The organism is Streptomyces sp. NBC_00464, assembly GCF_036013915.1.
Taxonomy (GTDB): Bacteria; Actinomycetota; Actinomycetes; order Streptomycetales; family Streptomycetaceae; genus Streptomyces.
Map to the genome: position 1 here is coordinate 5,656,433 of NZ_CP107899.1, position 26,712 is coordinate 5,683,144.

The 26,712-nt window shown below is 70.2% G+C and carries 24 protein-coding genes and 1 other RNA gene; 14 read left to right on the forward strand and 11 right to left on the reverse strand.

Annotated elements, in window-relative coordinates:
* Positions 1 to 13 precede the first annotated feature (13 nt).
* Entirely contained in the window at positions 14 to 814 is an 801-nt protein-coding gene (gene yaaA, locus OG912_RS25460) for a peroxide stress protein YaaA (RefSeq protein ID WP_327711406.1), read from the reverse strand.
* 190 nt (positions 815 to 1,004) lie between these two features.
* Here yaaA and OG912_RS25465 point away from each other — a divergent pair, with 190 nt between their 5' ends.
* The 4 genes from OG912_RS25465 (at position 1,005) to rnpB (ending at position 4,396) form a co-directional block, all read left to right on the forward strand.
* Positions 1,005 to 2,426, forward strand: a complete 1,422-nt coding sequence (locus OG912_RS25465) for an RNB domain-containing ribonuclease (protein WP_327713541.1) — start codon at positions 1,005 to 1,007, stop codon at positions 2,424 to 2,426.
* A gap of 291 nt (positions 2,427 to 2,717) precedes the next feature.
* Positions 2,718 to 3,245: a TetR/AcrR family transcriptional regulator gene (locus tag OG912_RS25470; RefSeq protein ID WP_327711407.1), complete on the forward strand. Its 528-nt coding sequence runs from the start codon at positions 2,718 to 2,720 to the stop codon at positions 3,243 to 3,245.
* Positions 3,246 to 3,361: 116 nt separating this feature from the next.
* Positions 3,362 to 3,931 carry a Uma2 family endonuclease gene (locus tag OG912_RS25475; RefSeq protein ID WP_327713542.1) on the forward strand — a complete coding sequence of 190 codons (570 nt, stop codon included), beginning with the start codon at positions 3,362 to 3,364 and terminating at the stop codon, positions 3,929 to 3,931.
* Positions 3,932 to 3,994: 63 nt separating this feature from the next.
* Positions 3,995 to 4,396: RNase P RNA component class A (gene rnpB, locus OG912_RS25480), an RNA gene on the forward strand.
* A gap of 75 nt (positions 4,397 to 4,471) precedes the next feature.
* Here rnpB and argJ read toward each other — a convergent pair.
* The 3 genes from argJ to OG912_RS25495 form a co-directional block, all read right to left on the reverse strand.
* On the reverse strand, positions 4,472 to 5,632 hold the full coding sequence (argJ, locus tag OG912_RS25485) for a bifunctional glutamate N-acetyltransferase/amino-acid acetyltransferase ArgJ (protein ID WP_443061104.1): 1,161 nt from the start codon (positions 5,630 to 5,632) through the stop codon (positions 4,472 to 4,474).
* A 162-nt stretch (positions 5,633 to 5,794) separates the two neighbouring features.
* Positions 5,795 to 6,427: a DUF6368 family protein gene (locus tag OG912_RS25490; RefSeq protein WP_327711409.1), complete on the reverse strand. Its 633-nt coding sequence runs from the start codon at positions 6,425 to 6,427 to the stop codon at positions 5,795 to 5,797.
* Between the two features lie 209 nt (positions 6,428 to 6,636).
* Positions 6,637 to 7,431, reverse strand: coding sequence for a helix-turn-helix transcriptional regulator (locus tag OG912_RS25495; RefSeq protein WP_327711410.1), 795 nt, complete (start codon positions 7,429 to 7,431; stop codon positions 6,637 to 6,639).
* A gap of 466 nt (positions 7,432 to 7,897) precedes the next feature.
* On the opposite strand from OG912_RS25495, the gene OG912_RS25500 reads away from it, so the two are divergent.
* The 5 genes from OG912_RS25500 (at position 7,898) to OG912_RS25520 (ending at position 13,479) form a co-directional block, all read left to right on the forward strand.
* Complete coding sequence (locus OG912_RS25500) at positions 7,898 to 8,164, forward strand: hypothetical protein (protein WP_327711411.1); 267 nt, start codon at positions 7,898 to 7,900, stop codon at positions 8,162 to 8,164.
* 12 nt (positions 8,165 to 8,176) lie between these two features.
* A complete protein-coding gene (locus OG912_RS25505) occupies positions 8,177 to 8,440 on the forward strand; it encodes a hypothetical protein (RefSeq protein WP_327711412.1) in 264 nt (87 codons plus the stop codon).
* A 157-nt stretch (positions 8,441 to 8,597) separates the two neighbouring features.
* A complete protein-coding gene (locus tag OG912_RS25510; protein WP_327711413.1) occupies positions 8,598 to 10,010 on the forward strand; it encodes a C40 family peptidase in 1,413 nt (470 codons plus the stop codon).
* Between the two features lie 155 nt (positions 10,011 to 10,165).
* The gene (locus OG912_RS25515; protein WP_327711414.1) at positions 10,166 to 12,190 is read left to right on the forward strand and encodes a glycoside hydrolase domain-containing protein; all 2,025 of its coding nucleotides are present in this window, start codon (positions 10,166 to 10,168) and stop codon (positions 12,188 to 12,190) included.
* Between the two features lie 95 nt (positions 12,191 to 12,285).
* Positions 12,286 to 13,479 (forward strand): FG-GAP-like repeat-containing protein, encoded by a 1,194-nt coding sequence (locus OG912_RS25520; protein ID WP_327711415.1) that lies wholly within the window; start codon positions 12,286 to 12,288, stop codon positions 13,477 to 13,479.
* Positions 13,480 to 13,548: 69 nt separating this feature from the next.
* Here OG912_RS25520 and OG912_RS25525 read toward each other — a convergent pair whose 3' ends face one another.
* On the reverse strand, positions 13,549 to 13,926 hold the full coding sequence (locus tag OG912_RS25525) for a VOC family protein (RefSeq protein ID WP_327711416.1): 378 nt from the start codon (positions 13,924 to 13,926) through the stop codon (positions 13,549 to 13,551).
* 153 nt (positions 13,927 to 14,079) lie between these two features.
* On the reverse strand, positions 14,080 to 14,742 hold the full coding sequence (locus OG912_RS25530; RefSeq protein ID WP_327711417.1) for a ScbR family autoregulator-binding transcription factor: 663 nt from the start codon (positions 14,740 to 14,742) through the stop codon (positions 14,080 to 14,082).
* Positions 14,743 to 14,867: 125 nt separating this feature from the next.
* On the opposite strand from OG912_RS25530, the gene OG912_RS25535 reads away from it, so the two are divergent.
* Together OG912_RS25535 and OG912_RS25540 are read left to right on the forward strand one after the other, a co-directional pair.
* The gene (locus tag OG912_RS25535; protein ID WP_327711418.1) at positions 14,868 to 15,950 is read left to right on the forward strand and encodes a ScbA/BarX family gamma-butyrolactone biosynthesis protein; all 1,083 of its coding nucleotides are present in this window, start codon (positions 14,868 to 14,870) and stop codon (positions 15,948 to 15,950) included.
* Entirely contained in the window at positions 15,947 to 16,876 is a 930-nt protein-coding gene (locus tag OG912_RS25540; RefSeq protein WP_327711419.1) for an NAD-dependent epimerase/dehydratase family protein, read from the forward strand. The genes OG912_RS25535 and OG912_RS25540 overlap by 4 nt, the downstream gene beginning before the upstream one ends.
* Positions 16,877 to 16,885: 9 nt before the next feature.
* Here OG912_RS25540 and OG912_RS25545 read toward each other — a convergent pair whose 3' ends face one another.
* Positions 16,886 to 17,770 (reverse strand): PhzF family phenazine biosynthesis protein, encoded by an 885-nt coding sequence (locus OG912_RS25545; protein WP_327711420.1) that lies wholly within the window; start codon positions 17,768 to 17,770, stop codon positions 16,886 to 16,888.
* A gap of 90 nt (positions 17,771 to 17,860) precedes the next feature.
* On the reverse strand, positions 17,861 to 18,634 hold the full coding sequence (locus tag OG912_RS25550) for an SDR family oxidoreductase (RefSeq protein WP_327711421.1): 774 nt from the start codon (positions 18,632 to 18,634) through the stop codon (positions 17,861 to 17,863).
* A gap of 295 nt (positions 18,635 to 18,929) precedes the next feature.
* On the opposite strand from OG912_RS25550, the gene OG912_RS25555 reads away from it, so the two are divergent.
* Entirely contained in the window at positions 18,930 to 20,558 is a 1,629-nt protein-coding gene (locus OG912_RS25555; RefSeq protein ID WP_327711422.1) for an alkaline phosphatase D family protein, read from the forward strand.
* Positions 20,559 to 20,580: 22 nt separating this feature from the next.
* On the opposite strand, the gene OG912_RS25560 is transcribed toward OG912_RS25555, so the two are convergent.
* Positions 20,581 to 21,591 (reverse strand): Gfo/Idh/MocA family protein, encoded by a 1,011-nt coding sequence (locus OG912_RS25560; RefSeq protein ID WP_327711423.1) that lies wholly within the window; start codon positions 21,589 to 21,591, stop codon positions 20,581 to 20,583.
* Positions 21,592 to 21,669: 78 nt separating this feature from the next.
* On the opposite strand from OG912_RS25560, the gene OG912_RS25565 reads away from it, so the two are divergent.
* A complete protein-coding gene (locus OG912_RS25565; RefSeq protein ID WP_327711424.1) occupies positions 21,670 to 22,989 on the forward strand; it encodes a multidrug effflux MFS transporter in 1,320 nt (439 codons plus the stop codon).
* 34 nt (positions 22,990 to 23,023) lie between these two features.
* Here OG912_RS25565 and OG912_RS25570 read toward each other — a convergent pair whose 3' ends face one another.
* Positions 23,024 to 24,325, reverse strand: a complete 1,302-nt coding sequence (locus OG912_RS25570) for a hypothetical protein (protein WP_327711425.1) — start codon at positions 24,323 to 24,325, stop codon at positions 23,024 to 23,026.
* A 202-nt stretch (positions 24,326 to 24,527) separates the two neighbouring features.
* Here OG912_RS25570 and OG912_RS25575 point away from each other — a divergent pair, with 202 nt between their 5' ends.
* Complete coding sequence (locus OG912_RS25575; RefSeq protein ID WP_327711426.1) at positions 24,528 to 25,544, forward strand: small ribosomal subunit Rsm22 family protein; 1,017 nt, start codon at positions 24,528 to 24,530, stop codon at positions 25,542 to 25,544.
* Positions 25,545 to 25,557: 13 nt separating this feature from the next.
* On the opposite strand, the gene ddaH is transcribed toward OG912_RS25575, so the two are convergent.
* Positions 25,558 to 26,454 carry a dimethylargininase gene (gene ddaH, locus OG912_RS25580; RefSeq protein WP_443061020.1) on the reverse strand — a complete coding sequence of 299 codons (897 nt, stop codon included), beginning with the start codon at positions 26,452 to 26,454 and terminating at the stop codon, positions 25,558 to 25,560.
* Positions 26,455 to 26,712 lie beyond the last annotated feature (258 nt).

Below are 26,712 nucleotides of genomic sequence, written 5' to 3' on the forward strand. Positions count from 1 at the left end.
GATGCCGGTCCGGTCAGTGAATCTCCGTCACCACCACATCGAGCTCCCACGTCCGCCCGGACCGCGCGGGCGCCTGGGCCTCCACCACGTACCCCAGGTCCCGCAGCGCCGTCACCAGCTCCGCCGGATCCTTCGGCCGGGCCCCCGCCCGCAGCAGATCGCGGACCATCCGCCCCTTCGTAGCCTTGTTGAAGTGGCTGACCACCGACCGCTTCTCCACCCCGTCCACCAGCTGGGAGTGCAGCACCCGCACGCTCGCCGTGCGCTCCGCCACCGCGCCCTTCGGCTTCCACGCCGCCGTGTACGCGGACGACCGCAGATCCAGCACCAGACCGTCCCCGGCCGCCTCCGGCATGACCTCCGCCATCGGCTCGCGCCAAAAGGCCCCGAGCGCGCCGAGCCCCGGCAGCTTCACCCCCATCGCACAGCGGTACGGCGGAATCCGGTCGCCCACCCGCACCGCGCCCCACAGCCCTGAGAACACCAGCAACGACTTCCCGGCCCGGCGGCGGGCCGCCGTGTCCAGGGACGCCAGGTCCAGCGCGTCGTACAGCACCCCGGTGTACAGCTCCCCGGCCGGACGCGCACCCGCTGTCCGCAGCTCGACGTTCTTCGCGACCTCGCCGCGCAGCCCCTCGCTGAGCCCCAGCACCACGCGGGCCTTCTCCTCGTCCGCCACGCACAGCTCCACCAGCCCGTCCAGCACGGCGGCCCGCGCCCCGGCCAGACCGGGCAGCGAGAGCGACTCGGGCTTCAGAGGTGCTCCGCGCCCCGAGGCGGCCTTTCCTTCGGAGGGCGGCAACAGCACGAGCACGGCGGTTCTCCTTCGTACGTACGGAAAAGGGGCCCCGGCCTGCTCACGGATCCCCGGGATGTCACCCGGACGCCCTGGCACACCCCTCGCGTCAGCGTACGGGGAACAGGTGCCCGCCCGTCCCGCCACCCGGGATGCCGCCCGCCCCGCCCCGCCATACGCTCGGTCCATGCCCCGCCGCCATCTCCATATGACCGGCGCAGCCGACACGCCGCTGCGAGTGGCCCTGCGCGCGCTGCGCACCGAACTCGGACTTCCCGACGGCTTCCCGGCCGACGTGCTCGCCGAGGCGGCCGAAGCGGCGCGGAACCCGGATATCTCCGGACACGAGGACGCCACGGACCTGCCGTTCCTCACCATCGACCCGCCCACCTCCACCGACCTCGACCAGGCGATGCACCTGGAACGCCGGGCCCACGGCTACCGCGTGCACTACGCCATCGCCGACGTCGCCGCCTTCGTCCGCCCCGGCGGCGCGCTCGACACCGAGGCCCACCGCCGGGTGAACACGCTCTACTTCCCCGACGGCAAGGTGTCCCTCCACCCCGAATCGCTCTCCGAGGGCGCCGCCAGCCTGCTGCCCGGCGAGACCCGCCCCGCCGTGCTCTGGGAGATCGACCTCGACGCCGAGGGCCGCGCCGAAGCCACCCGGGTACGCCGCGCCCTCGTGCGCAGCCGCGCCAAACTCGACTACGCGGGCGTGCAGCGGCAGATCGACACGGGCACGGCAGAGGAGCCTCTCGCCCTCCTCAAGGACATCGGCACACTGCGCGAGGAGCAGGAGATCGCCCGCGGCGGCATCTCCCTGGACGTGCCCGAGCAGGAGATCGTCGAGCGCGACGGCGGCTACGGCCTCGAATACCGCGCCCCGCTCCCCGCCGACGGCTGGAACGCCCAGATCTCACTGCTCACCGGCATGGCCGCGGCCCGGCTGATGCAGGAATCCGGCACCGGAATCCTGCGTACGCTTCCCGTCGCCCCCGACGGCGCGGTGGCCCGGCTGCGCCGCTCGGCCGAGGCCCTGCACATCGACTGGCCGCACCACGTCCCGTACGCCCAGGTCGTCCGCTCCCTCGACCCGAAGCGGACCGACCACGCGGCGTTCCTCCAGGAGTGCACCACGCTGCTGCGCGGCGCCGGCTACACCGTGTTCGGGAACGGCGAACTGCCCACCCCCGCCGTGCACGCCGCCGTCGCCGAGCTCTACACCCACTGCACCGCGCCACTGCGCCGCCTCGTCGACCGGTACGCCGCCGAACTCTGCGTCGCGGCCGCCGCGGACCGCGAACCGCCCGAGTGGACCCTGACCGCGCTCCCCGCCCTGCCCAAGGAGATGGCGGACGGGACCCGGCGCGCCAACACCGTGGAGCGCGAGTGCGTCGACCTCGTCGAGGCGGCGCTCCTCAAGGACCGGGTCGGTGAGGTCTTCGACGGTTACGTGGTGGACGTGAAGGAACAGGAACCGGCCACCGGCACCGTCCACATCGACGACCCGGCGATCGTCGCCCGCATCGAGGGCGGCACCGCCGAACTCCCCCTGGGGGAGCGGCTGCGGGTCCGGCTCACCCAGGCGGACCCGGGATCGTCGAAGGTACTGTTCGCGCCCGCGTGAGCGCGGCCACGACGGCGCGCGGATCATCGGCGTGGAACCGGACGGCGACTGCCGAGCAACTCGCGCACCTCGTCCGGCCCGAGCCCGAGCCCCAGCGTGGTGAGCGACGAGCGCGACGAGCGCGGCGATCTCTCCGATGCGCAGAGGCCGAGTGGAAACCTGGGGCTGCGGCAAGGCCAAGGGCAAGGCCGCCGGGCCATACACCCCTGGTCCCCGCCGGGCCTGTCCCCGTCTCATACGATCGCGCCTTCGGCTCCGCACCCCGAGTCCGCAGCAAGAAGGAGGATCGTCATGACCGATCTCGTGGCCCGGCCCGCTACCGACCGCGCCCGCCAGATCCTCGCCGCCGCGCGCACCCTGCTGGAGCAGGAGGGCCCGGACGCCCTCACGATGCGTCGCCTCGCCGGGTGCGTGGGCATCACGGCGCCCTCGCTCTACAAGCACTTCCCGGACAAGTCGTCCGTGGTGAACGCCCTGGCCGACGCGATGCTCAGGGAGACCGCCGGAGTACTCGAAGCGGCCGAGGCCGCGGCCCCGGGCTCCTTCCCCGCCCTGGCCACCGCCTACCGCGCCCACGCCCTGGCCCACCCCCACCTCTACCGCCTCACCACCGGCCACCCCCTCCCGCAGGACCTGGAGGAGCATGCCGCGGCCCCGCTCTTCCGTGCCCTGGCGGGCGACGAGGGGCTTGCCAGAGCGGCCTGGGCCTTCGCCCACGGGATGGTCACGATGGAGCTCAACGGCCGCTTCCCTGCGGACTCCGACGTCGCGGCGGCCTGGACGGCGGGCATCGCGGCCTTCGCCTCGGTCCGCCTCTGACCACTGCGTGCTGTCCTGTGCCACGATCGGGGGAAATGACTCCCATCTCACGGACGGCGGATTCCCCGATGTCCCACTCTGGCGAGCGACCGAGGAAGGGGCGTGACATGTCTGCCATGCCGCACGAACCGCTCTCGCAGGCGGAAGTCCTGCTTGAGGGCTTCCTGGCGCTGGATACGCCGGAGGGCTTCCGGGCCGAGCTGATCGAGGGGGAGATTGTCGTGACGCCGCCGCCGGACGGGGATCATGAGGACTACATCAGCGTGATCATGAAGCAGGTGATCAGGCTGGCACGGACCGATATGGATTTCTCCGGAAACAAGGGGCTGAGGCTGCGCAGCGGCGGGGGCTGCCCCAAGAACCATGTCATCCCCGACGGCACCTTCGCCCCCACCGAACTGCGCCTGTACCGCGGAGCGGATCCCTGGATGCCGTGCGAGGGAGTGGCGCTGGTCGTCGAGGTCACCTCGTCCAAGCCGGCGGCCGACCGCACGGGCAGGCGGCACTGCTACGCCCGGGGCCCCGTCCCGCTCTACCTGCTGGTCGACCGCGAGGAGTCCTCGGTGACACTGTTCAGCGATCCGCAAGGGGACGACTACCGCCAGCACTGCACGGTTCCGTTCGGCAAGCCGGTCCGCCTCCCGGAGCCCTTCGGGATCGATCTGGAGACCGGGGCGTTCCTCTGAGTCGTCCGCTCCGCCCCTGTCCAGGGGCCCCCGCCGGGCGGGTAGCATGGGCGCCACGGCAGACGAGCCGGGCGGACGGCCGCGTGAGGATCTTCGGATTCTCCCGAGGAACGTCCGGGCTCCACAGGGCAGGGTGATGGCTAACGGCCACCCGGGGTGACCCGCGGGACAGTGCCACAGAAAACAGACCGCCTGGGACTTCGGTCCCCGGTAAGGGTGAAACGGTGGTGTAAGAGACCACCAGCGCCTGAGGCGACTCAGGCGGCTAGGTAAACCCCACCCGGAGCAAGGTCAAGAGGGGCCGTCGCAAGACGGCTCTGCGCGAACGTTCGAGGGCGGCCCGCCCGAGTTCGCGGGTAGACCGCACGAGACCGGCAGCAATGCCGGTCCTAGATGGATGGCCGTCTCCCCGGCCGCCGCGAGGCGACCGGGCGACAGAACCCGGCGTACAGCCCGACTCGTCTGCCGCCACCTGCGGCTTCGCCCTGCGGGGGCTGCGCCCGCCGCAGAGGCGAGCGGCCCCGGGGTGCGCCTCGGGCGTCAGGTCGTGTAGTCGGCGTTGATCTTCACGTAGCCCTCGGTCAGGTCGCAGCCGTAGACGGTGAACTCCGCCTCGCCCAGGCCCAGATCGACGTGGATGACCACCTCGGCGCCGGACAGGTGCGCGGCCGCGGCGTCCAGCAGTTCCTGTGCCGAGCCGCCCGGGTAGAGGGTGATGTCGCCGAAGCGGACGGTGACCGTGTCCGGGGTGATCCGGTCGTCGGCGGGGCTGTCCAGCTTGCCGATCGCCATCACGACCCGGCCCCAGTTGGGGTCGGCGCCGTGCACCGCGGTCTTCACCAGAGGCGAGTTGACGACGGCCTTGCCGGCCCGCTTGGCCTGCGCCGCGTCGAGCGCGCCGGTGACCCGGACCTCGATCAGTTTGGAGGCGCCCTCGCCGTCCGAGGCGATGGCCCGTACGAGCGTGAGTGCGCAGCGGTACAGCGCCTGCTCGAACGCCTCCGGGTCCACGGCTCCGGCCAGGCCGTTGGCGAAGACGGCCGCGGTGTCGCTGGTGGAGGTGTCGGTGTCAATGCTCAGCGCGTTGAAGGTGCGGTCCACGACCCGGCGGAAGACCGTGTCCAGTTCGGCCGCGGGCACCTCCGCGTCGGTGAAGAAGAAGGTCAGCAGGGTCGCCATGTTCGGCTCGATCATGCCTACGCCCTTGGCGATGCCCGTGATCACGGCGTCGCCGACGCGCACCGTGCACTGCTTGGCGTGGGTGTCGGTCGTCATGATGGCGGCTGCCGCGGCGCCGAGGTCCGCTGCGGGGAACGGCCGGGGCAGCGCGGCGAGGCCGGTGCGCACCACGTCCATCGGGTAGGGGCGGCCGATCACGCCGGTGGAGGCGATGACCAGTTCCTCGGCGGCGACGCCTGCGGCGGCGGCGACCGTGGACCGCACCTCGACTGCGTCCCGTTCACCGGCCGCGCCGGTGGCCACATTGGCGTTCTTGGAGATGACGACCATGCCGCGACTGTTGCCCGCGGGGGCGTCGGCGCGGCTGAGCAGCACGCTGGGCCCGGCGAACCTGGACCGGGTGAAGACCGCCGCGGACGCGCACGGCACCTCGGAGACGACGGCGGCGAAGTCGTCGCCGTCGTCCTTCAGGCCGAGCCGGGCGGTCACGCCGACAAAACCTCGCGGTGCCACGGATGGCATGTTCATGTGTCCTCCAGTGCTGCGTGACGGTCCGTCCGGCGGCTGCCGACGCCCGTACGGTTCGATGCATGACTATGCTTTACTCTGTAAATATATGCCAGCTGTGTGGGTGTGCTGCCACGGTCTTCGGTGAAAGCAGGTCGCCCGCCGGATGTGCCCGGGCTACCTGACCAGCCGAAAGGCGGGGTGCTCAACCCAGGCCCGCAGGAACTCCGCCGTTCCCGGCGCCATCCAGTCGTCGTCCGCGATCCCCATCACCCCCGCAAGGCCGACGACGGCCGACGCCTGTCCGTCCAGCAGCTCGGCTTTGGCCACGCCCCCGATGACGTCCATGACAGCGGCGGTCGGGAGGGCCGCGGCCACGTGGTCGATCTCGCGATTGCAGCCGGCGCTGACATTGACGGCATGGGTCGGTCTGAAGCCGAGGGCGGCCTCCACCTCGGGCTCGTTCGCGTGCTCAGCCTCGAAGGTGCTCTCGTCGCCGACGCCCGGCCCCATCAGGGAGACCAGGAAGGGACGGCGCCAGTCCTCGCGCTGCGGATTGAATCCCACCAGGGCCGCGAGCTCCTCCGCCACGGAGGTGTTGCCGAGGACCGAAAGCGGGAACGGCTTTCGCCAGTCCTTCTCGCGGCCGTCCCCGACCTCCCGTCGCTCCGCCGGCACATTGACGACGAAGAACCCGGGCCGCTCCTCGGTGAAGCGGGAGGAGAGCCCCACCATCAATGCACGGAACTCCCGCAGCGCAGCCGGGGAGAGCTGCTCCGCCAACTCGATCACCAACGTCGGACCAGACATGCTGGGAGCGTAGTTCGACCGGCTCCGCAGTCACCTCGGTTTTCGTCGGAGCGCTGCGTGGACCTCGCCCGGAGCCAGGACGGGAGACCTGCCCCGGGAGTCATTTGCCGCCTCCTGCGGCTTTGCGCGGAGAAGGGCCTCCGACTCGTGTCGGAGGGCCCTTCCCCGCGTTCATGGGCGCCATGGGCCATCGCGCGGCAACGCCGCGGTCAGAGCCAGCCCGACTGGGCTGCCTTGAGGCCCGCCTCGAAGCGGCTGCTCGCATGCAGTCGTTCCATGAGGGAGGACATCTGGCGCCGCACGGTACGCAGCGACACGCCCAGCCGCTTGGCCGCCGCCTCGTCCGTCAGGCCGCCCGCGAGAAGTTTGAGCAGCTCCTTCTCCGTGGGGCTGATTCTGTCCGACGATCCGGCCGCGCCGAGCGGGATGGCGGTCTCCCACGCCTGGAAGAAGAGGGCGCACAGCGTGGCGACGATGGCGGGCTCACGGGTGCAGAGTGCTCCCCGGCGGGTGTGCGCGGGGTCGATGGGGACTACGGCGACCCGGCGGTCGAAGATGAGAAGCCGTGGGGGCAGGATGGGCGCGGTCCGCACCTGACCGCCCGCCTCGGACATCCAGCGCGCGTAGTCGAGACTCGCCGGATCGTTTCGGACGCTTTCCTGGTAGAGCGTCAGGAGAGTGACTCCCCGCCGCATGGCGTCCTCGTCCAATGGACGCGACGCGTCCAGGCTTTCCTGTGACTGCGCGCCGCCCGGCATCACGGCCAGGCACTCACCGGTCAGTTCCTTGGCGAGGATCTCCAGTTGGGACTGAATCGCGTCCAGCCCGATCAATGGCTGTTCGGCGGAGGCGTCGCCCGCCTCCTGCTGGAGTTCCGCGTGCGTGGCGATTGCGTGCGCAGCCGCCAATTTCGCTGCTGCCAACTGTTGTTGGCGGTGGAGCACCTCTCTTTCCTGTCTTCGCAGCACTACTTCCAGAGCGATCTCCAGGCTGAGTGCACGCATCGCGCCCGGTCTGTCCAGAGACTTCCGGACCAGAGTCAGATCCGCCAGCCGGTCCAGTGATGCGCGTACATCAGCTTCGGAGAGGCTGGACTTCCTGCATAAATCTTCAATTCCCAGGCCGGCCTGAGAGAGCATCAATCGATATACGACTTCCGCATGCGGATCCAAGCCCAACATTTCAAGCAACCTAAACCCCCCCGGGTTCAGCTCAGTGTTTGCCACTGCATGCTATGCATTTTTGATCTTCGCACCACCTTCACGAGAGCGCAAGAAGTTGTTCACCAGTTGGTCGGCGGGGCGGTGGGTGGGGCTGGCGCGAAGGTGCTAGGCCGGTTGGTGCCAGCCTTCGGTACTCCCCATGGCCGAGCGAGGCGGGCACAGTGGTGTTCATCGCAGCAACGGGGCGCAAGCGGACCTGAGCTGATGGTTCATCACATTCCTTCCCACGCCAAACAGGGGTACCGCCATGTCCCAAACTGCCCGAAACCCGAAGGTCGTCGTGCTGGCCGTGTTCGTCGTCGCCCTCCTTGGCGCTGCTGCGCCGGCAGTGGTCGCGGGGCAGGGTCCCGGGCGGCTGGACCCGGCCGCGAGTGCCCGGGGTCTCGTATCCCTCCCGGCCCCGTCCTCGGACGGGATCGGCTGGGACTCCGAGCCGGCGGGTATCGGCTGGGACAGCGTCTCCCTCGACGCGTCGGCCGAAGTGAAGGCCGACGCGATGGTTCCACGGACCTAATTCGCTGTGTTCATGATTCACCTTCACCTGGACAGCGCGCCGGAGACATCCGTTCAGCCTTCCGACGCTCATGCCGTCCATGACCTCATGTGGGCCCATGCGGCCCCGCGGCACCACCTCGAGCATGTCCGAGCGCGCGTTGTGCCCGGCGGGATCGGACTGGTGCTTTTCATCGGAGCATCGGCGGCCGACGAAGCCGACAGCCGGGCCGAGGATCTGATGGACGGCGTCAGGGATTCGGGCGTGCTTGCCCAGTACCGCATTTCGGCCGGATGACTTACCTGGTACTCCGCGCGTAATCACCAGGCGGTATCGGCTCGTTCGGCGTACCGGTCCGACCGATCCCGCCGTGCGTCCAGCCGCATTCGCCGGCGCAAGGACGTGCCTGCTCCATTCCATTACTCCGCAACACCACTTCACCTGAGGATTTGTCATGTCTCGAAACCTTTCGCTCCGCTCGACCTCCATCGCTCTCGCGGTCACCGCCTCCCTGGCGTGTGGCGTGTTCGCCACAGGTGCCGGCACGGCCTACGCAGGTTCGGAGACGACGACCACGGCCGACCCGGCCGACCAGCAGGCCAGCGCAGGCCAGGGCCCGGAGACTGCCGTGTCCGGCGAGGCCGGAGCCGCGGCAGCGGCAAGCGCCCCGACCATCACACGCGGCGATGTCATCGAGAGAGCCAAGACCTGGGTCGGCATCGGCCTGAACTACAGCTGGACCGGCAGCCACAACGGCTACCGCACCGACTGCTCCGGGTACGTGTCGATGGCCTGGCACCTCGGCAGCTCCATGACCACGGACACCTTCGCGGGCAACGGCGTCATCGAGTCGATATCAAAGGGCGACCTCAAGCCGGGCGACGCGCTCCTCAACGACAACAGCGGAGCCAACGGTCACGTGGTGCTCTTCGGCAAGTGGATCGACGGCACGCACAGCAGCTACATGGGCTACGAGTTCACCGGCAGTGGCGTCCACTATCGGCAGATCCCCTACCCGTACTACTCGGGCTACGGCACGTTCCTCCCGGTCCGCAACAAGTCGGTCATCGACGATGTCGTCAGGCCCGCCGATCCGGGGATGACGGACCTGGTGGCTGGTGACTTCAACGGGAACGGGAAGAAGGACCTGGTGGCGGTGGAGGTGTCGTCGGGGAAGCTGTGGCTGTACCCCGGTACCGGCACCGGCACTCTGACCTCGCGGGTCGTGATCGGTACGGGTGGCTGGAACGACATGGCGAATCTTGCTGTGGGTGACCTGAACAAGGACGGCAAGGACGACGTGATCGCCACGGAGGTCGAGACGGGGAAGCTGTTCCTCTACAAGGGGACCGGTAGTGGTCTGACTTCGCGGGTGGAGATCGGTACGGGTGGCTGGAACGGCATGAAGAACGTCCTTGCGGGTGATTTCAATGCTGACGGCAAGGACGATGTCGTCGCTTCGGAGGTCGAGACGGGGAAGTTGTTCCTGTACAAGGGCACCGGTACCGGTGCGCTGACTTCGCGGGTGGAGATCGGTACGGGTGGCTGGAACGGGATGAGCAAGGCCGTCAGTCCTGGCGATATGAACAAGGACGGCAAGGACGACGTGATCGCTGCGGAGAAGTCGACCGGGAAGCTGTTCCTGTACAAGGGCACCGGCAGTGGTCTGGCTGAACGGGTGGAGATCGGTACCGGCGGGTGGAACGGGATCTCCGACTACGCGGGCGGTGACTTCACCGGAGACGGTGTCGGTGACCTGGCGGCTGTCGAGTCCCAGACCGGTGAGACCGGAAAGCTCTACCTCTACAAGGGCACCGGAACCGGCAGCCTCACGGCCCGCACCCAGATCGGCACCGGCGGCTGGTAACAGCCCCCTCACCGGGCGGTGACATCACCGTCCCTGTGCAACGGGGCGGGTCCGGAATCCCTCCGGAACCCGCCCCGGCCTCCAGCGCGCCTCCGGGCCGGTCCCGTGGCGCCTCCCAACTGTCGTCGCATCAGCTCGACTTATGGAAAGAAGCCATGAAGACTCGTCACCTCCGGAGTGCGGCTGCCGCACTGACCGCCGCCTGCGCCCTGTCCGCCATGCTCCAGTGCTCCGCCACCGCTGCGGCCGCGGAGCCGTCCACGACCGTCGAGTACCAGGGACTCTCCCTGCAGATTCCGGCCGGCTGGACCGTCGTCGACCTGGCCACGGCTCCCCACACCTGTGTGCGACTCGACCAGAACACCGTCTACCTGGGGCACCCGGGAACGGAGCAGGACTGCCCCCCGCACCTGATCGCAGAGAAGACCGAGGCGATCATCCTGGAGCCCTTCGCCGGAGCCGGACCCCGCGAGGACGTGCCCCACGTAGACGTCCCGGCGGGCTCCTCCGCCCCGAGCACCCTGCCGGCCACGGACTCCCGCGAGGTCCGACTGGCCTTCGAGGGCGCCGGCGTCTACGCCACCGTCAGCCACGGGCCCTCGTCCGCCGCCATGGAGGAGATCCTGGGAACCGTCACCACCGACGCCACCGCCAAGGCGCAGAACGCCCCGGCGGCTTCCGGGCCGCAGGCTCCCGACACGTCTGCCGCAGCCGCCTCGTCGGTGCCGGGCACGGGGTACAAGGGCAAGGCGTTCGACGCCTGCTCCGCGCCGTCATCGGGTGCCATGTCCGACTGGTCGGCCTCGCCCTACCGGGGTGTGGCCATCTACATGGGCGGACCGAGCCGCTCCTGCTCCCAGCCCAACCTCACCTCCTCATGGGTGTCGCAGCGAAGTGCCGACGGCTGGCATGTGCTCCCCATCTACGCGGGCCTCCAGGCCGGAAGCGTCTCCGCCTCGAACGCGAAGAGCCAGGGCAGTGCGGCCGCCGACGCAGCGGTCGACCTGGCCCAGGGACTGGGCTTCGTACCCGGCACAGTGCTCTACACCGACATGGAGCAGTACTCCTCGACCTACCGCACCAACGTGCTCAACTACCTTTCCGGCTGGACCGATCGACTGCACGACCTGCACTACAGGTCGGGTGTGTACAGCTCTTCCAGCTCAGGCATCAATGACCTCTCCTCCGTCTACTCCTCCGCGACACTCGAGCGTCCGGACGTCGTCTGGGTGGCCAACTGGAACGGCGTGGCCGACACGGCGGATGTGAATCTGCCGGCCGGTCAGTGGGCCAACCACCAGCGCGTCCATCAGTACGCGGGCAACGTCACCGAGTCGTACGGCGGGACGACGATCAACATCGACCGGAACTATGTCGACGTCGGTGCGTCGGTTGCCACCGGAGACCCGGGGATGACGAATCTGGTGGCTGGTGACTTCAACGGGAACGGGAAGAAGGACCTGGTGGCGGTGGAGGTGTCGTCGGGGAAGCTGTGGCTGTACCCCGGCACCGGCACCGGCACTCTGACCTCGCGGGTCGTGATCGGTACGGGTGGCTGGAACGACATGGCGAATCTTGCTGTGGGTGACCTGAACAAGGACGGCAAGGACGATGTCGTGGCGACCGAGAAGGAGACGGGGAAGCTGTTCCTCTACAAGGGGACCGGTAGTGGTCTGACTTCGCGGGTGGAGATCGGTACGGGTGGCTGGAACGGCATGAAGAACGTCCTTGCGGGTGATTTCAATGCTGACGGCAAGGACGACGTTGTCGCTTCGGAGGTCGAGACGGGGAAGTTGTTCCTCTACCCCGGCACCGGTACCGGTGCGCTGACTTCGCGGGTGGAGATCGGTACGGGTGGCTGGAACGGGATGAGCAAGGCCGTCAGTCCTGGCGATATGAACAAGGACGGCAAGGACGACGTGATCGCTGCGGAGAAGTCGACCGGGAAGCTGTTCCTGTACAAGGGCACCGGCAGTGGTCTGGCTGAACGGGTGGAGATCGGTACCGGCGGGTGGAACGGGATCTCCGACTACGCCGGCGGTGACTTCACCGGAGACGGTGTCGGTGACCTGGCGGCTGTCGAGTCCCAGACCGGTGAGACCGGAAAGCTCTACCTCTACAAGGGCACCGGAACCGGCGGCCTCAAGGCCCGTGTCGAGATCGGCACCGGCGGCTGGTAACAGCCCTCTCACCGGGCGGGTCCGCCTGGGAACACGGCGGACCCGCCCTTCTTCATGCCCGAAACCCCGAACCACTCACCCCGAAAGGCTCAGTCATGCCTGCATCCCCTTCGCCCGCCACCTCTGCCCCGGTCCTCGGATTCCTCGCGGCAGCAGTAGCCGGCCTCCTCGCCCTGCCGCTTCTCGCGACCACGGCCTCCGCGGCCTCGGTCAGTACCTGGGACAAGGTCGCCCAGTGCGAGAGCAGCGGGAACTGGACCGTGGTCAGCAACAGTTCTCCCGCTTATTACGGAGGACTGCAGATCAGCCTCCACAACTGGCAGTACTACGGCGGCACGGCCTACGCGGCCTATCCCCACCAGGCAACCAAGAAGGAACAGATACTCATCGCGGAGAAGATCCTGGCCGACCAGGGGGCAGGAGCATGGTCCTGCAGCCCCGGAACCGGACTCTCCACGGATCACGCCGATCCCTACCCGACGCCCGACCCCGCTCCGCCGTCGCCCGCCGATCCGGGGATGACGGACCTGGTGGCTGGTGACTTCAACGGGAACGGGAAGAAGGACCTGGTGGCGGTGGAGGTGTCGTCGGGGAAGCTGTGGCTGTATCCCGGTACCGGCACCGGCACTCTGACCTCGCGGGTCGTGATCGGTACGGGTGGCTGGAACGACATGGCGAATCTTGCTGTGGGTGACCTGAACAAGGACGGCAAGGACGATGTCGTGGCGACCGAGAAGGAGACGGGGAAGCTGTTCCTCTACAAGGGCACCGGTACCGGTGCGCTGGCTTCGCGGGTGGAGATCGGTACGGGTGGCTGGAACGGCATGAAGAACGTCCTTGCGGGTGATTTCAATGCTGACGGCAAGGACGATGTCGTCGCTTCGGAGGTCGAGACGGGGAAGTTGTTCCTGTACCCCGGCACCGGTACCGGTGCGCTGGCTTCGCGGGTGGAGATCGGTACGGGTGGCTGGAACGGGATGAGCAAGGCCGTCAGTCCTGGCGATATGAACAAGGACGGCAAGGACGACGTGATCGCTGCGGAGAAGTCGACCGGGAAACTGTTCCTGTACAAGGGCACCGGCAGTGGTCTGGCTGAACGGGTGGAGATCGGTACCGGCGGGTGGAACGGGATCTCCGACTACGCCGGCGGTGACTTCACCGGAGACGGTGTCGGTGACCTGGCGGCTGTCGAGTCCCAGACCGGTGAGACCGGAAAGCTCTACCTGTACAAGGGCACCGGAACCGGCAGCCTCACGGCCCGCACCCAGATCGGCACCGGCGGCTGGTAACACGGCCCCTCACCGGACCGCACCGCGGATCGTCGACGGCTCAGGACATTGCGGACGCGCCCGCCCGGGTCAGTGATGGCTCAGGACATTGATGACGCGCCCGTTCGGATCGCGTACGAAGAAGCGGCGCACGCCCCACTCCTCGTCGGCCGGGCCGTAGACGATCTCCGCACCATCCCGCACCACCTCCGCGTACACCGCGTCCACGTCCTCCACCTCGACGCTCAGGTCCGGGGTGACGGGGCCGGTCCGGTCGGCGGTCATGATGCTGATCTGGGCCGTGGGGTGGGAGGGGGAGGCGAGCGTCATGATCCATCCGTGGTTCATGACCTCCTCGAAGCCCAGGTGCCGGTAGAAGGCGGCATTGGCCCGCATGGCTTCGGGGGCGTCCCCGCTTCCGTCATCCGTGCCGATCGGGATGTTCGGGACGACGCGGCGGACGGGCATCGGTGACTCCTGTCGGTGGCCGACGTTGAGCAGCCGAGCTTACGGAGTGGGGGCGGAGTGCAGGGTGCGTATTCAGGTGTCGCGCACGTTTTTCGGCGGGTGGATGCGGACCGTGCGGTCTGATTCCGGTGGCCAAGAGGCTTCCGCGGACGGTCAGTTGGGGGCGCCGACCTGGCTGGGTACGCTTTCGATGCTGTGGAGCAGGCGCTCACCGCGATCTTCGGCCATGTCCAGCGTGGCCAGGACGGCCGGCGTCGAGATGCTCGGCAGGACGTAATGGAGCAGGACCGAGATCCGCCGGCCCAGGTCCTCGCGGTTGGACAGGACCTGGGACATCACCTGGATGCCGGAGAAGGATCCCGCCAGCATCTCGGCCGCCTCGCCCGGATCGACGTGCGGCAGCAGCTCTCCCTGCCCCTTGGCGTCCACCAGGAGGTGTTCGAGCCGGTCTATCCAGCCGCGGAACGGCATACCGCGGTCGAGACCCTCCACGGCCTGGTCCATGGCCAGGCCGACGCTGGCGCGGACCAGCGGCTCATGGCGCAGCCGGTAGGCGAGGAGCATGCCCTGGTCCACAAGCTCCTGGAGCTTCGTCAGCTGGGGCGGCAGCGGATCGCTGTGCAGCTGTATGTCCATCACCCCGAGCGCGAGGTCCTCCTTGGAGGCGAAGTGGAAGTACAGAGCGCCCTTGGTCGCCCCCGCACGCGCCAGGATCTCGCTGATGGTGGCGCTGCTGTAGCCGCGCTCGTCGAACACGTCGGCGGCCGCCACCAGGATCGACCGACGGGTCTGGATCGCGCGCGCCTGCTGTGCCATCAGCTTCTCTCTAATGGTGGCGCGGGTCACGCCACAGGGGGTTGGCTGGAAAGGAAAACCGGGCTGTCAGTATCTTACTGCGGGGCGGCTCGGCCCTTTGACTCGGATCCTCCTGGGGGAACTTCATGGTTCAGCTCACCTCACGCAGCGCTTCGATGTCGGTGGAGAGCGTCGAGCACGCCGGGCACCTCGCGGGTGCAGGCCGTGCCGAGGCATCCTCCGGGGTTCCGGCGGAGGAGGCCTCCGCCGGTGGGGAGGAACCCGGCCGCAGAGGGGAGTCGCCCGACCGGCTGAGACAGCTGGTCCACCGGACCGACCCCCAGGATGTCTTCCCCACCGGGCTCACCCGGCTCACCGACACCCAGTTCTCGGTGTCGGCGCACTGGTCGCGGGCCCACCGCTTCTTCGCCCCTGTCGGCGGCCGTCACCAGGACCCGCTGCTCATAGCCGAGACCATGCGGCAGACGACGATGCTGGTCGCCCATGCCCAGTTCGGTGTGCCGGTCGGCGATGCCTTCGTGATGTGGGAGCTGAGGTACACCTCCACGGCCGCACGGCTCGAACTGGGCGACGACCCGTGGGACATCACGGTGGACGTGTCCTGCTCCCGGATCCGCCGGCGCGGCCGGAGTCTCGGCTCCATGCATCTCGAAATTCTCCTGCACCGCCGCGGCACCGTGCTCGCCACCGGCGGCGGCCGGATCAGCTGCACCTCGGCAGCGGCGTACCAGCGGCTGCGCGGCCACCGCAGCGCCGTACTCGACACACCGATACCCCTCCTGCCCGCCGTCGCGCCGCGCACGGTCGGCAGGACCTCCGAACAGGACGTCGTCCTCTCGCCCGGCACCGGGCCCGGCACCGAACCGGGCACCTGGCTGCTGCGCATCGACACCCGGCACCCGACACTCTTCGGCCGCCCCAACGACCATGTGCCGGGCATTCTGCTGCTGGAGGCGGCCCGGCAGGCCGCGCACGCCGCCACCGGTTCGGCCTTCCTGCCGACAGCTCTTCAGGCCGACTTCCTCCAGTACGTGGAGCTGGACCGGCCCTGCCTGATCGAGGCCACGCCCCTTCCGGCCGACGCCGACTCGCCCGCCGGGGTGTTCGTACGGGCCCTCCAGGACGGCGAACCGGCCTTCACCTGCGCCCTCCGCCCGCCGGCCCCCCTCCCGGCCGGACCCGGCGGCGCCCGGAGCGATCTCTCATGACTCCCCGCATCCTCGTCACCGGTGCGACCGGCTTCATCGGCAGCCGGGTGGCCGCCGCCGCCCGCGCGACCCCCGGCGTCCGGCTCCGCCTGATGACCCACCGGACCGCGCTCGACGCCACGGCCGGTCCCGGTTCCGAGACGGTGTACGGGGATCTCGCCGACCCCGGATCGCTGCGCGGCAGCTGCGAGGGAGTCGACGTCGTGATCCACTGCGCCTCCCGGATCGGCTCCGACGAACAGACCGCCCGGACCGTCAACGACCACGGAACCCGTGCGCTGGTCGACGAGGCCGTACGCAGCGGAGTCGGCCGGATCGTCCAGCTGAGCACCGCCTCCGTCTACGGCCGCGGCCCCTTCACCGCGCTGCTCCCGGGCGCGGCCGAGCCCGCCCCCGCCTCCGCCACCAGCCTGACCCGGGTCGCCGCCGAACAGCACGTCCTGGCGGCCGGGGGAGCCGTCCTGCGCCCGCACCTCGTGTACGGGGCGGGGGACCGGTGGGCGATCCCCGGGCTGGTCGCCCTGTTGCGCCACCTGGAGGCGGCGCCGGCCGGCTGTGACGCCCGGCATTCGCTGATCGACGTGGAGACCCTGGGCCGGGCGCTGCTCGGGGCGGCGCTCGCCCCGAGCACGCCGTCCGGCGTCTACCACGTCAACCACCCCGAGCCGGTGACCTGCTCGGAGCTGCTGTCCACGGTGCTCGGCGAACTCGGACTGCCCTGGGCGGGCACGGAGATCGCCCTGGACGAGGCGCGCGACCGGCTGGCCGGCGTCCCGTACGCCACGCACCATTTCGGGATGCTCACCGTGGACCATTGGTTCGCCGACGAACGGGTGTGGCAGGACTTCGGCTGTGCCCCCGGGCCCGGCTTCCGGACGTCCTTCGCCGGGCACGCACCCTGGTACCGGGAGTTCCTCAGCCGCTGAGGCCGGCCCTCACGCGTCCGCCGGGTCCGGAATGCGGGTGCCCGTCCCGCTCACCCGCACCCGCGCGTCGCCCGCCCGCAGGGTGACGGTCAGCGTGCCGGGGCGGCCCATGTCCTCGCCCTGGTGCAGGGTCAGCCCCGCGGTCTCCGGGACCAGGGACAGGGTGCGCAGATATGCGCCGAAGGCGGCCGCCGCCGCGCCCGTCGCCGGGTCCTCGACCACACCGCCGACCGGGAACGGGTCGCGGACGTGGAAGACGGTCTCCGACGCGCGCCAGACCAGCTGGACCGTGGTCAGGTCCAGCCGGTGCATCAGCGCTTCGAGCCGCGCGAAGTCGTAGGAGAGCGCCGCCAGCCGCTCACGGCTCGCGGCGGCCAGCACCAGATGGCGGGCGCCCGCATAGGCGATCCGGGGCGGCAGGGCCGGGTCGAGATCGGCGGCCGGCCAGTCCAGCGCGGCCAGCGCCTCCGTGACGTCCCCCGGCGCGATGTCCGTGACGTGCGGCTCCACGCTGGTGAGGGTCGCCCGCAGTTCGGTCCCCTCGCGGACGACGGTGACCGGCACCGGACCGGCCGCGGTGGCGAACTCCAGGTCCCCGGGACCGTCCCGTTCGGCCAGGGCCAGGGCCGTCGCCACGGTGGCATGGCCGCAGAACGGGACCTCGGCCTTGGGGCTGAAGTAGCGGATCGCGTAACCGCGCACACCGGGCTGCGACACCTCGGTCCGGCCGGTGAGGAACGCCGACTCGCTGTAACCGAGCTCCGCCGCGACGGCGAGCATGCCCGCCTCGTCCATGTCGGAGGCGTCCAGCACGACCCCGGCAGGATTTCCGCCCTCGGGGTCGGCGGAGAAAGCTGTGTAGCGCAGGACCGCGGTCTCGGCAGAATCAGTCATATGCGGGACAACCGCACCGCGGTCAGGGGCATTCCCACCGTGGTCCCGCCCGCCCCTCACCGGGCGGGACGTGTCAGCCCCGGCCCACGTTCAGCCCCGGCCCACGTACGGCATCGCCGTCGCCATCACCGTGACGAACGGGATGTTGGCCTCCAGTGGCAGCTCCGCCATGTGGACCACCGTCCGGGCCACGTCCGCGGCCGCCATCACCGGTTCCACGGCCAGTTCGCCGTTGGCCTGGAGGATTCCGGTCCGCATCCGTTCCGTCATCTCGGTCGCGGCATTGCCGATGTCGATCTGCCCGCTGGCGATCCGGTACGGGCGGCCGTCCAGCGAAAGCGACTTCGTGAGGCCGGTCATGGCGTGCTTGGTCGCGGTGTAGGCGACCGAGTGCGGGCGCGGCGCGTGCGCGGAGACCGAACCGTTGTTGATGATCCGCCCGCCCTGCGGGTCCTGCTCCTTCATCTGCCGGTACGCCGCCTGCGCGCACAGGAACGCCCCCGTCAGGTTCACGTCGACCACCGTGCGCCAGTCGTCGTACGAGAGGTCCTCGACCGGCACCGCGCGCGGCCCGAAGGTCCCCGCGTTGTTGAAGAGCAGATCGAGGCGGCCGAAGCGCTCCCGTACGGAGGAGAACAGGGCGTCCACGTCGCCCGGGCGCGACACATCGGCGGGGACGGTGATCACCCGGGCGTCCGGCCCGGCCAGCGCGGCGGTCTCGGTGAGCGGCTCGGGGCGGCGGCCCGTGAGTGCCACCGACCAGCCGGCGCCGGTCAGGGCGAGGGCCACCGCGCGGCCGATTCCGGAGCCCGCGCCCGTGACCACAGCTGTCTTCGTCGCGGAATTCAACGGTTTGTTGCTCATGGTGCGGCAGCGTACGCCGCCTGCTCGGGAGGGTGCGACCGGGGGCAAATGGTGCCTCCTGGCCGGGGGTTCGCGCGTCCCGCGAGTGATTCCCGCGCCCCGTCCCGGCGATTCCCCGACCGCCGCACCCGAAGTTGATGATCATGGTTTCGGCCGCATACGCGGAGTTTGCCCCTGGGGATCCATTCCTGCCGCATTCCTCATCCAGGCGACGCCCGCGCGACGCGAGCACGACAACCGCCCGATGTGCCGGCCCGGTGGACTTCCCCCACAACACCAGTCAGGGGAGGGACAGATGACGCACTCATCGCACCAGCAGGAGCTGCGCGACGCGGCCCGGCACACCGGTCGCCGCCGCTTTCTCACCGTCACCGGAGCCGCCGCCGCACTCGCGTTCTCCGTCGGTCTGCCGGCCGCGGGAGCGGCGAGCGCCGCCGAGCTCGACAGCCGGAAGATCGGCGAGGACCCGTTCACCCTCGGCGTCGCCTCCGGTGACCCGCTGCCCGACTCCGTCCTGCTGTGGACGAGACTCGCGCCCCGCCCGTTCGAGCCCGACAGCGGACTGCCCGCCGCCCGTGTCGAGGTGCGCTGGGAGCTGGCCCGCGACGAGCGCTTCCGGCACATCCTCCGGCGCGGCACCGCCACCGCCCACCCGGAGTTCCACCACAGCGTCCACGTGGAGGTCAAGGGCCTCGCACCGGACCGCGTGCTCTACTACCGCTTCCGCGCCGGGCAGTGGACCAGCCCCGTCGGCCGGACCCGTACCGCGCCCGCCCCCGGCGCCCACAAGCGCGAACTGTCCCTGGCCGCCGTCTCCTGCCAGGCCTACCACGACGGCTACTTCACCGCGTACAAGCACCTCGCCGAGGAGGACGTCGACGTCGTCTTCCACCTCGGCGACTACCTCTACGAGTACGCCGTCACCGCGACCGGCGGGGCCCGCAACTACACCGACCGCACCCTGCCCGCCCTCTTCAACCGGGAGACGACCACGCTGGAGGACTACCGGCTGCGGTACGCCCTCTACAAGTCCGACCCCGACCTGCGCGCCGCCCACGCCGCGCACCCCTTCGTCGTCACCTGGGACGACCACGAGACCGAGAACAACTACGCGGGCGAGACCCCCGAGAACAACGTGCCGCCCGAGGAGTTCCTGATCCGCCGGGCCGCCGCCTACCGCGCGTACTGGGAGAACCAGCCGCTCCGCACCCCGCAGCGGCCGGACGGACCGGACATGAAGCTCTACCGGCGCCTGCAGTTCGGCCGGCTCGCCCAGTTCGACATCCTCGACACCCGCCAGTACCGCAGCGACCAGGCGTACGGCGACGGCTGGCAGACCCCCGGACCCGAGTCCGAGGACCCCTCGCGCACCCTGACCGGCGCCACCCAGGAGCGCTGGCTGATCGACGGCTGGCGCCGTTCGAAGGCCACCTGGAACGTCGTACCGCAGCAGGTCACCTTCGCCCAGCGGCGCGACGTCCCGACCGACGCCTACAAGCTCTCCATGGACTCCTGGGACGGCTATCCGGCGTCCCGCGACCGCATCCTGAAGGGCGCCGAGTCCACCGGGGTGGACAACCTCATGGTGCTGACCGGTGACGTGCACGTCGGCTACGCCTTCGACCTGAAGCGGGACTTCGACGACCCCGCCTCCCGCACCGTCGGCACCGAGATCGTCGCCACCTCCATCGCCAGCGGCAAGAACGGCGCGGAGAAGCCGGCCAACTGGACGAGCCAGACGACCGCCAACCCGCACATGAAGTTCTACAACGGGCGTCGCGGCTACGTCCTCGTCACCCTCCAGGAGCGCCAGGCGCGCGCCGACTACCGCACGGTGTCCGCCGTCACCACGCCCGGCGCCCCCGTGACGACGGCCGCCTCGTTCGTCACGGAGGTGGGCGACCAGGGCCTCAACCCGGCCTGACCGCAGAGGGGCGGGGTCCCCACTACGACACCGGCACCACGCCGTCCACGGGGTAGCGGACGCCGATGCGCTCACGTACCGCGTCGAGCGTCCGCATCACCGCGAGCGAACCGTCCAGCGGCACCAGCGGGGACTCCGTCTCGCCCGCCCGGACCGCCCGCATCACCTCGGCCGCCTCGAACTGCATCCCCGTCAGGCCCTGCGGCCCCGGACCGGAGGTGATCTCCTCCGCCTCCTTGCCGTCCCGGTGGAGCACGAAGCGCTTCGGGAAGAAGAAGCCCTCCGGGAAGTCCATCCGGCCGGCCGTCCCGATGACCGTGGCGGCCGTCGGGTGATGTCCGACGAGCGAGCAGGACAGCAGCGCGTTGGCCCCCGAGTCCCAGCTCAGCAGCATGCCGGTGTTCAGGTCGACGCCCTCCGGCGACAGCAGCGCATCGGCCTGCACCCGGTCCGGCTCGCCCAGCAGCAGATGCGCGAACGACACCGGATAGACCCCCAGGTCCAGCAGCGCCCCGCCGCCCAGCGCGGGATCGCGCAGCCGGTGCTCGGCGCCGAAGTCACCCGCGAAGCCGAAGTCGGCCTGCACGGTGCGGATCTCGCCGATCGCCCCGTCCCGCACCAGCTCCGTCATCCGCCGGATGACCGGGTTGCAGTACGTCCACATCGCCTCCATCAGGAAGAGGCCGCGGTCCCGGGCGAGCTTCACCAGCTCCCGGGCCTCGCGCTCGTTGATCGTGAACGCCTTCTCGCACAGCACGTGCTTTCCGGCCTCCAGGGCGAGGGCCGTCGCCTCCCGGTGCGCGGAGTGCGGCGTGGCCACGTACACCACGTCGACGTCCTCGTCGGCGACGAGCGCGGCCCAGTTCCCGTACGCCCGCGGTATCCCGAACCGCTCCGCGAACGCCTTCGCCGAGGCATCCGTACGGGAGGCCACGGCCACCACCTCCGCATCGGGCATCGCCTGCAGGTCGGCGGTGAAAGTCGCCGCGATCCCACCTGTCGCCAGCACGCCCCAACGGACAGTCCTGCTCATGCACGCTCCCACAAAGGTGTCGACCATTCCGGCTGAGCTGAGAGCATAGAGGCGGATTCAACAACTATGGAGATGAGAATGCCGGAGAGCGGCGTCAGCCGAGCCCAGCAGATACCCACGCCCGACACCGGGGCCGGAACCGGACTTCCCGGCAGGCCCGCCCCCCTTCCCCCCGGCCCCGCCGCCACCGCCCGGCGCACCGGACTCCTCGTCACCCTGGTCCTCGGCGGACTGACCGCGCTGCCGCCGCTGTCCATGGACATGTACCTCCCGGCGCTCCCCGCCGTCACCGACGCGCTGCACGCACCCGCCGCGACGGTCCAGCTCACCCTGACCGCCTGCCTGACCGGCATGGCGCTCGGCCAGGTCGTCGTCGGCCCGATGAGCGACCGCTGGGGCAGGCGCCGCCCGCTGCTTCTCGGGATGATCGTCTACGTACTCGCCACCGCGATCTGCGTCTTCGCCCCGACCGCCGAACTCCTCATCGGCTTCCGCTTGATCCAGGGCCTCGCGGGCGCGGCCGGCATCGTCATCGCCCGGGCCGTCGTGCGCGACATGTACGACGGCGTGGAGATGGCCAGGTTCTTCTCTACCCTGATGCTCATCTCCGGCGTCGCCCCGGTCATCGCCCCCGTCATCGGCGGACAGGTCCTGCGGCTCACCGACTGGCGGGGCATCTTCGCCGTCCTCACCGTCGTCGGCATCCTGCTCACCCTCGTCGTCTGGAAGTGGCTGCACGAGACCCTGCCGCCCGCTGAGCGCCACACCGGCGGCATCGCGGACGCGCTGCGCACCATGCGCGGGCTGCTCGCCGACCGTGTCTTCAGCGGTTACATGATCGCGGGCAGTCTCGCCTTCGCCGCGCTCTTCGCCTACGTGAGCGCCTCGCCGTTCGTCGTGCAGGAGATCTACGGTGCCTCGCCGCAGACCTTCAGCCTGCTCTTCGGCATCAACTCGGTCGGGCTGATCGCCGTGGGCCAGATCAACGGCAAGATCCTCGTCGGCCGGGTCAGCCTCGACAAGGCGCTCGGCTTCGGCCTCGCGGTCATCGTGCTGGCCGCGACGGCGCTGCTGCTCATGACGTCCGGGGTCTTCGGGGACGTCGGCCTCGTACCGGTGGCGACCGGCCTGTTCGTGCTGATGTCGGCGATGGGCCTGGCGATGCCGAACACCAACACACAGGCGCTGATGCGCACCAAGCACGCCGCCGGTTCCGCCTCGGCGCTGCTCGGCACCTCCCAGTTCCTGATCGGCGCCGTCGCCTCGCCGCTCGTCGGGATCGCCGGGGAGGCCACGGCCGTGCCGATGGCCGTCGTGCAGCTGGTGTGCGCGGTGGGCGCGATGGCGTGCTTCCTGGGGCTGTGCCGGCCCTGGCAGCATCAGGCCGCGCGGTCCTGAGGCTGCGGAAGGGGCGTCGGGCTGCCCGTGGGCGTCAGTCCGCCTGCGGGTAGCCGATCAGGTGCAGCCGGTCCTTGTCGTCGGTCCAGCGGAACAGCCCGACCCCCTCCGCGGACTCCGCGCCCGGCACCCGCACGATCGGCGACAGCGTGTCCGTCGCCCCCGAGGAGACGTCCGCCTCGACCGGGAAGCCGCCACCGGCCAGCACATCGGCCGCGTTGCGCACGTTCGTCGCCCCGTACGCCGTTCCGCCGTCGGTCACGGACGCCAGCACGAGGGTCTTCGACCCCTCGGTGTCCTCGAAGCAGTAGCCCTTGCCGGCCGCCAGATCGAACGCGAGGTTCCCGGCCACCAGATAGTCACCCGACGACGAGACGACCGCCTGCGGGTACTGCCCCGGCGCGATCGCCGGTTTGTGGCACTGCACGGAGACCAGCGCCTTGCCCGTCTTCGTGTCGTGCACCGTCCACAGCTCGTGGCTCTTGGCGAGCTTCGCGCCCTTCGCGAACTGCCACCTGGCCAGCACCACGCCCGGGGCCACGGACGTCGGCACACCGCTCCGCTTGTCGGCGCCCTTGGGCGCCACGTTCCGGCTGAACCAGCCGCCCTGGACCCAGAACTCCCGCGCCCCGCTGACCAGCAGTCCCTTCGACGTCAGCCCGCGCACCTCGGTGAGCTGCTTGCAGGACGCGCAGTCCTTCGGATACTTCAGCGCTTTTGGAGGCACCTTCGTGATCCTGCCGGTCGCCGGGTCCACCACCACGCTCGTGGCCCGGCCGTCGCCGATCACGATGCCGGGACCGGTGACGCTGATGCTCGGCACCGAGGTCCACGGCACCTCGATACGCTGCCGGCTGCCGTCCTCCACGGTGTACACATCGAGGGAGACGATCCGGTCGGCCGGCGCCGGAGCGTCCTCGCCGACCTTTCCGTACGCCCAGGTCACGTAGTACTCCTGGTCGTCCGTCGCCACGGTCAGCAGCTTCGGGAAGTGCATCGCGGCCGGCGGGCGCCAGGCGTCCCCGCTCCAGCCGGCCCGCCCGGTCTCCGGGTCGATGGTCCGCAGCTGGTACTCACCCTCGGCCGTCCGCACCAGATAGGCGAGCCGCCCGGTCGTCCGGGAGAGCGCGTAGTCGGGAGAGGTGCCGATGAGCTCCCAGCCGCGCCGGGTCGTGTACGCGGACGGCACGGTCAGCTGCGTCGCCGGGCCCGCGCTCTGCTTCACCGGCTTCTTCGGCTTGGCGTCGTTCTTCTTGTTGCCGCTGTCACCACCGCCGGCGGACAGCAGGAGCAGCAGAACCAGCACCACCAGCCCGCCGACCAGAGCCAGGCGCACGACCCGCTGCCTCGTGCTCCCACCGCTGACCGGAGTCAGGCGCCGAAACTTCAGTCTCATGGTCCCCCCGATGGGCACGACACGACCTAGCGGCGGTCAGCGTAGCAACTGGCGTGTATGCGTTTACAGTTCGGTCCGGTAGTCATTCCGTTTCGATTCCGTGCGGAGTCCGGGCCCGTCCGCGTCCGCCTACAATTCGTCGGTGAACGTCACCCTCCCCACCGCGGAAGCCCTGCGTGCGGCCCTGGCCGGACTCCTCGACGGGCTGCCGCCCAAGCAGGCCACCCAGGCCGTCGACCGGCTCATCGCCAACTACCGGGGGACCACTCCCACCGACACCCCGCTGCTCCGCGACCGCTCGGACGTCGCCGCGTACGCCGCGTACCGGATGCCCGCGACCTTCGAGGCGGTACGGTCCGCCGTCGACGCCCTGCGCGATGCCGCGCCCGACTGGGTGCCGGCCACGCACACCGACGTCGGCGGCGGCACCGGAGCGGCGAGCTGGGCGGTCGCCGGGGCCTGGGAGGGGCCGCGGACCACCGTCCTGGACTGGGCCGAGCCCGCCCTCGCGCTGGGCCGCGAACTGGCCGGGGCCTCCGGCCTCCCGGGGCTGCGCGCCGCCGAGTGGCAGCGGGCCCGGATCGGCAAGGACCTCGACCTCGACGCCACCGACCTGGTGACCGTCTCCTATGTGCTGGGCGAACTCACCCCCGAGGCCCGCACCGCCCTCGTCGACACCGCGGCCCGCGCGGCGCAGGCCGTCGTGGTCGTCGAGCCCGGCACCCCCGACGGCTACGCCCGCATCATCGAGGCCCGCGACCGGCTCATCGCCGCCGGACTGACCGTCGCCGCGCCCTGCCCGCACAGCGATGCCTGCCCCATCCAGCCGGGCACGGACTGGTGCCACTTCTCGGCCCGGGTCAGCCGCTCCTCGCTGCACCGGAAGGTGAAGGGCGGATCGCTGCCGTACGAGGACGAGAAGTTCAGCTACGTCGTCGCCACCCGCTTCGCCCCCGGGCCCGTGGAGGCGCGGATCACGCGCCGGCCGCAGATCCGCAAGGGCCAGGTGCTCCTGGAGCTCTGCACCCGGGACGAGGCGCTGCAAAGGGCCACGGTCACCAAGCGGCACGGCGCGCTCTACCGCGCCGCCCGGGACATCGACTGGGGCGACGCCTGGCCGCCCCCGCAGGACACGGACCAGGGGCCGTCCGGCCCCTGATCCGCCCGGCCGGCTAGCCGCGCAGCTCCTGGGTGCAGCACTTCACGCTGCCGCCGCCCTTGAGCAGCTCACCGAGATCCATCGGCACCGGTTCGAAGCCGCGGTCGCGCAGCGGGTCGAACAGGCCCGTGGCGGCCTGCGGCAGCAGGACGTGGAGGCCGTCGCTCACCGCGTTCAGGCCGAACGCCGCCGCGTCCGCCTCGCGCGCGATCAGCGCGTCCGGGAAGAGCCGGGCCAGCACCGCCCGGCTGCCCGGCGAGAAGGCAGCCGGGTAGTACATGATCTCGTCGGCCGCGTCGTCCAGGACGCTCAGCGCCGTGTCCAGGTGGTAGTAGCGCGGATCGACCAGATCGAGGCCGATCACCGGCCGCCCGAAGAACTCCTGCGCCTCGTCGTGCGAGAGCGGACTGGACCGGAAGCCGCGCCCCGCCAGGACGTACGACGAGGTCACCGCGAAGTCGCCCTCCCCCTCGTTGACGTGGACCGGCTCATGGATCTCGGTGAAACCGTGGCCGCGGAACCAGTCGCGGTGGGCGGCCGCCTCCGGGAACCGTTCCTCGTACGCGAAGCGCGCCCCCAGCACCCGGCCGTCGATGACGGTGGCCCCGTTGGCGGCGAAGACCATGTCCGGCAGGTCGGGGCGGGGTACGAGGAGCTCGACCGTGTGGCCGAGGGCGCGGTAGCGGCCCAGCAGGTCCTCCCACTGGGTCTGTGCCAGCGGGAGGTCGACGGGTTTGGTGGGGTCCATCCAGGGATTGATGGAGTACGTCACCTTGAAATGCGTCGGGGCGCACATCAGGTAGCGGCGGGGTGTGGCTTCACGAGGCAACTGGGGCTCCTCACGAATCGTCGCTGCGGCATTGGTGGCCGCTGCGGCCGGTGCGTCGCACGGGTGTGTGCGTGAGTTCATGGTGCGCCGTCCGGGCCGTGGGCGCAGTGGACCGATCGGGTGGTTCCGTACAGACGTGTGACGTGTGACCGTCTCGTCCCGTGCACGAGCCGTGGCCACCCCCTTCCAGGGGCTCCGATCACCGGAAATTCATCTGCCATTTCATGACAATAGGTGTGCTAGCGGTCATCGCCGGGCATCGGCTGCCGTACCCCGCTTCAGGACTCTGGCCACCCGAAGCGCAGGATGGTGGGACCATGGGCAGGGGCAACGCTTGAG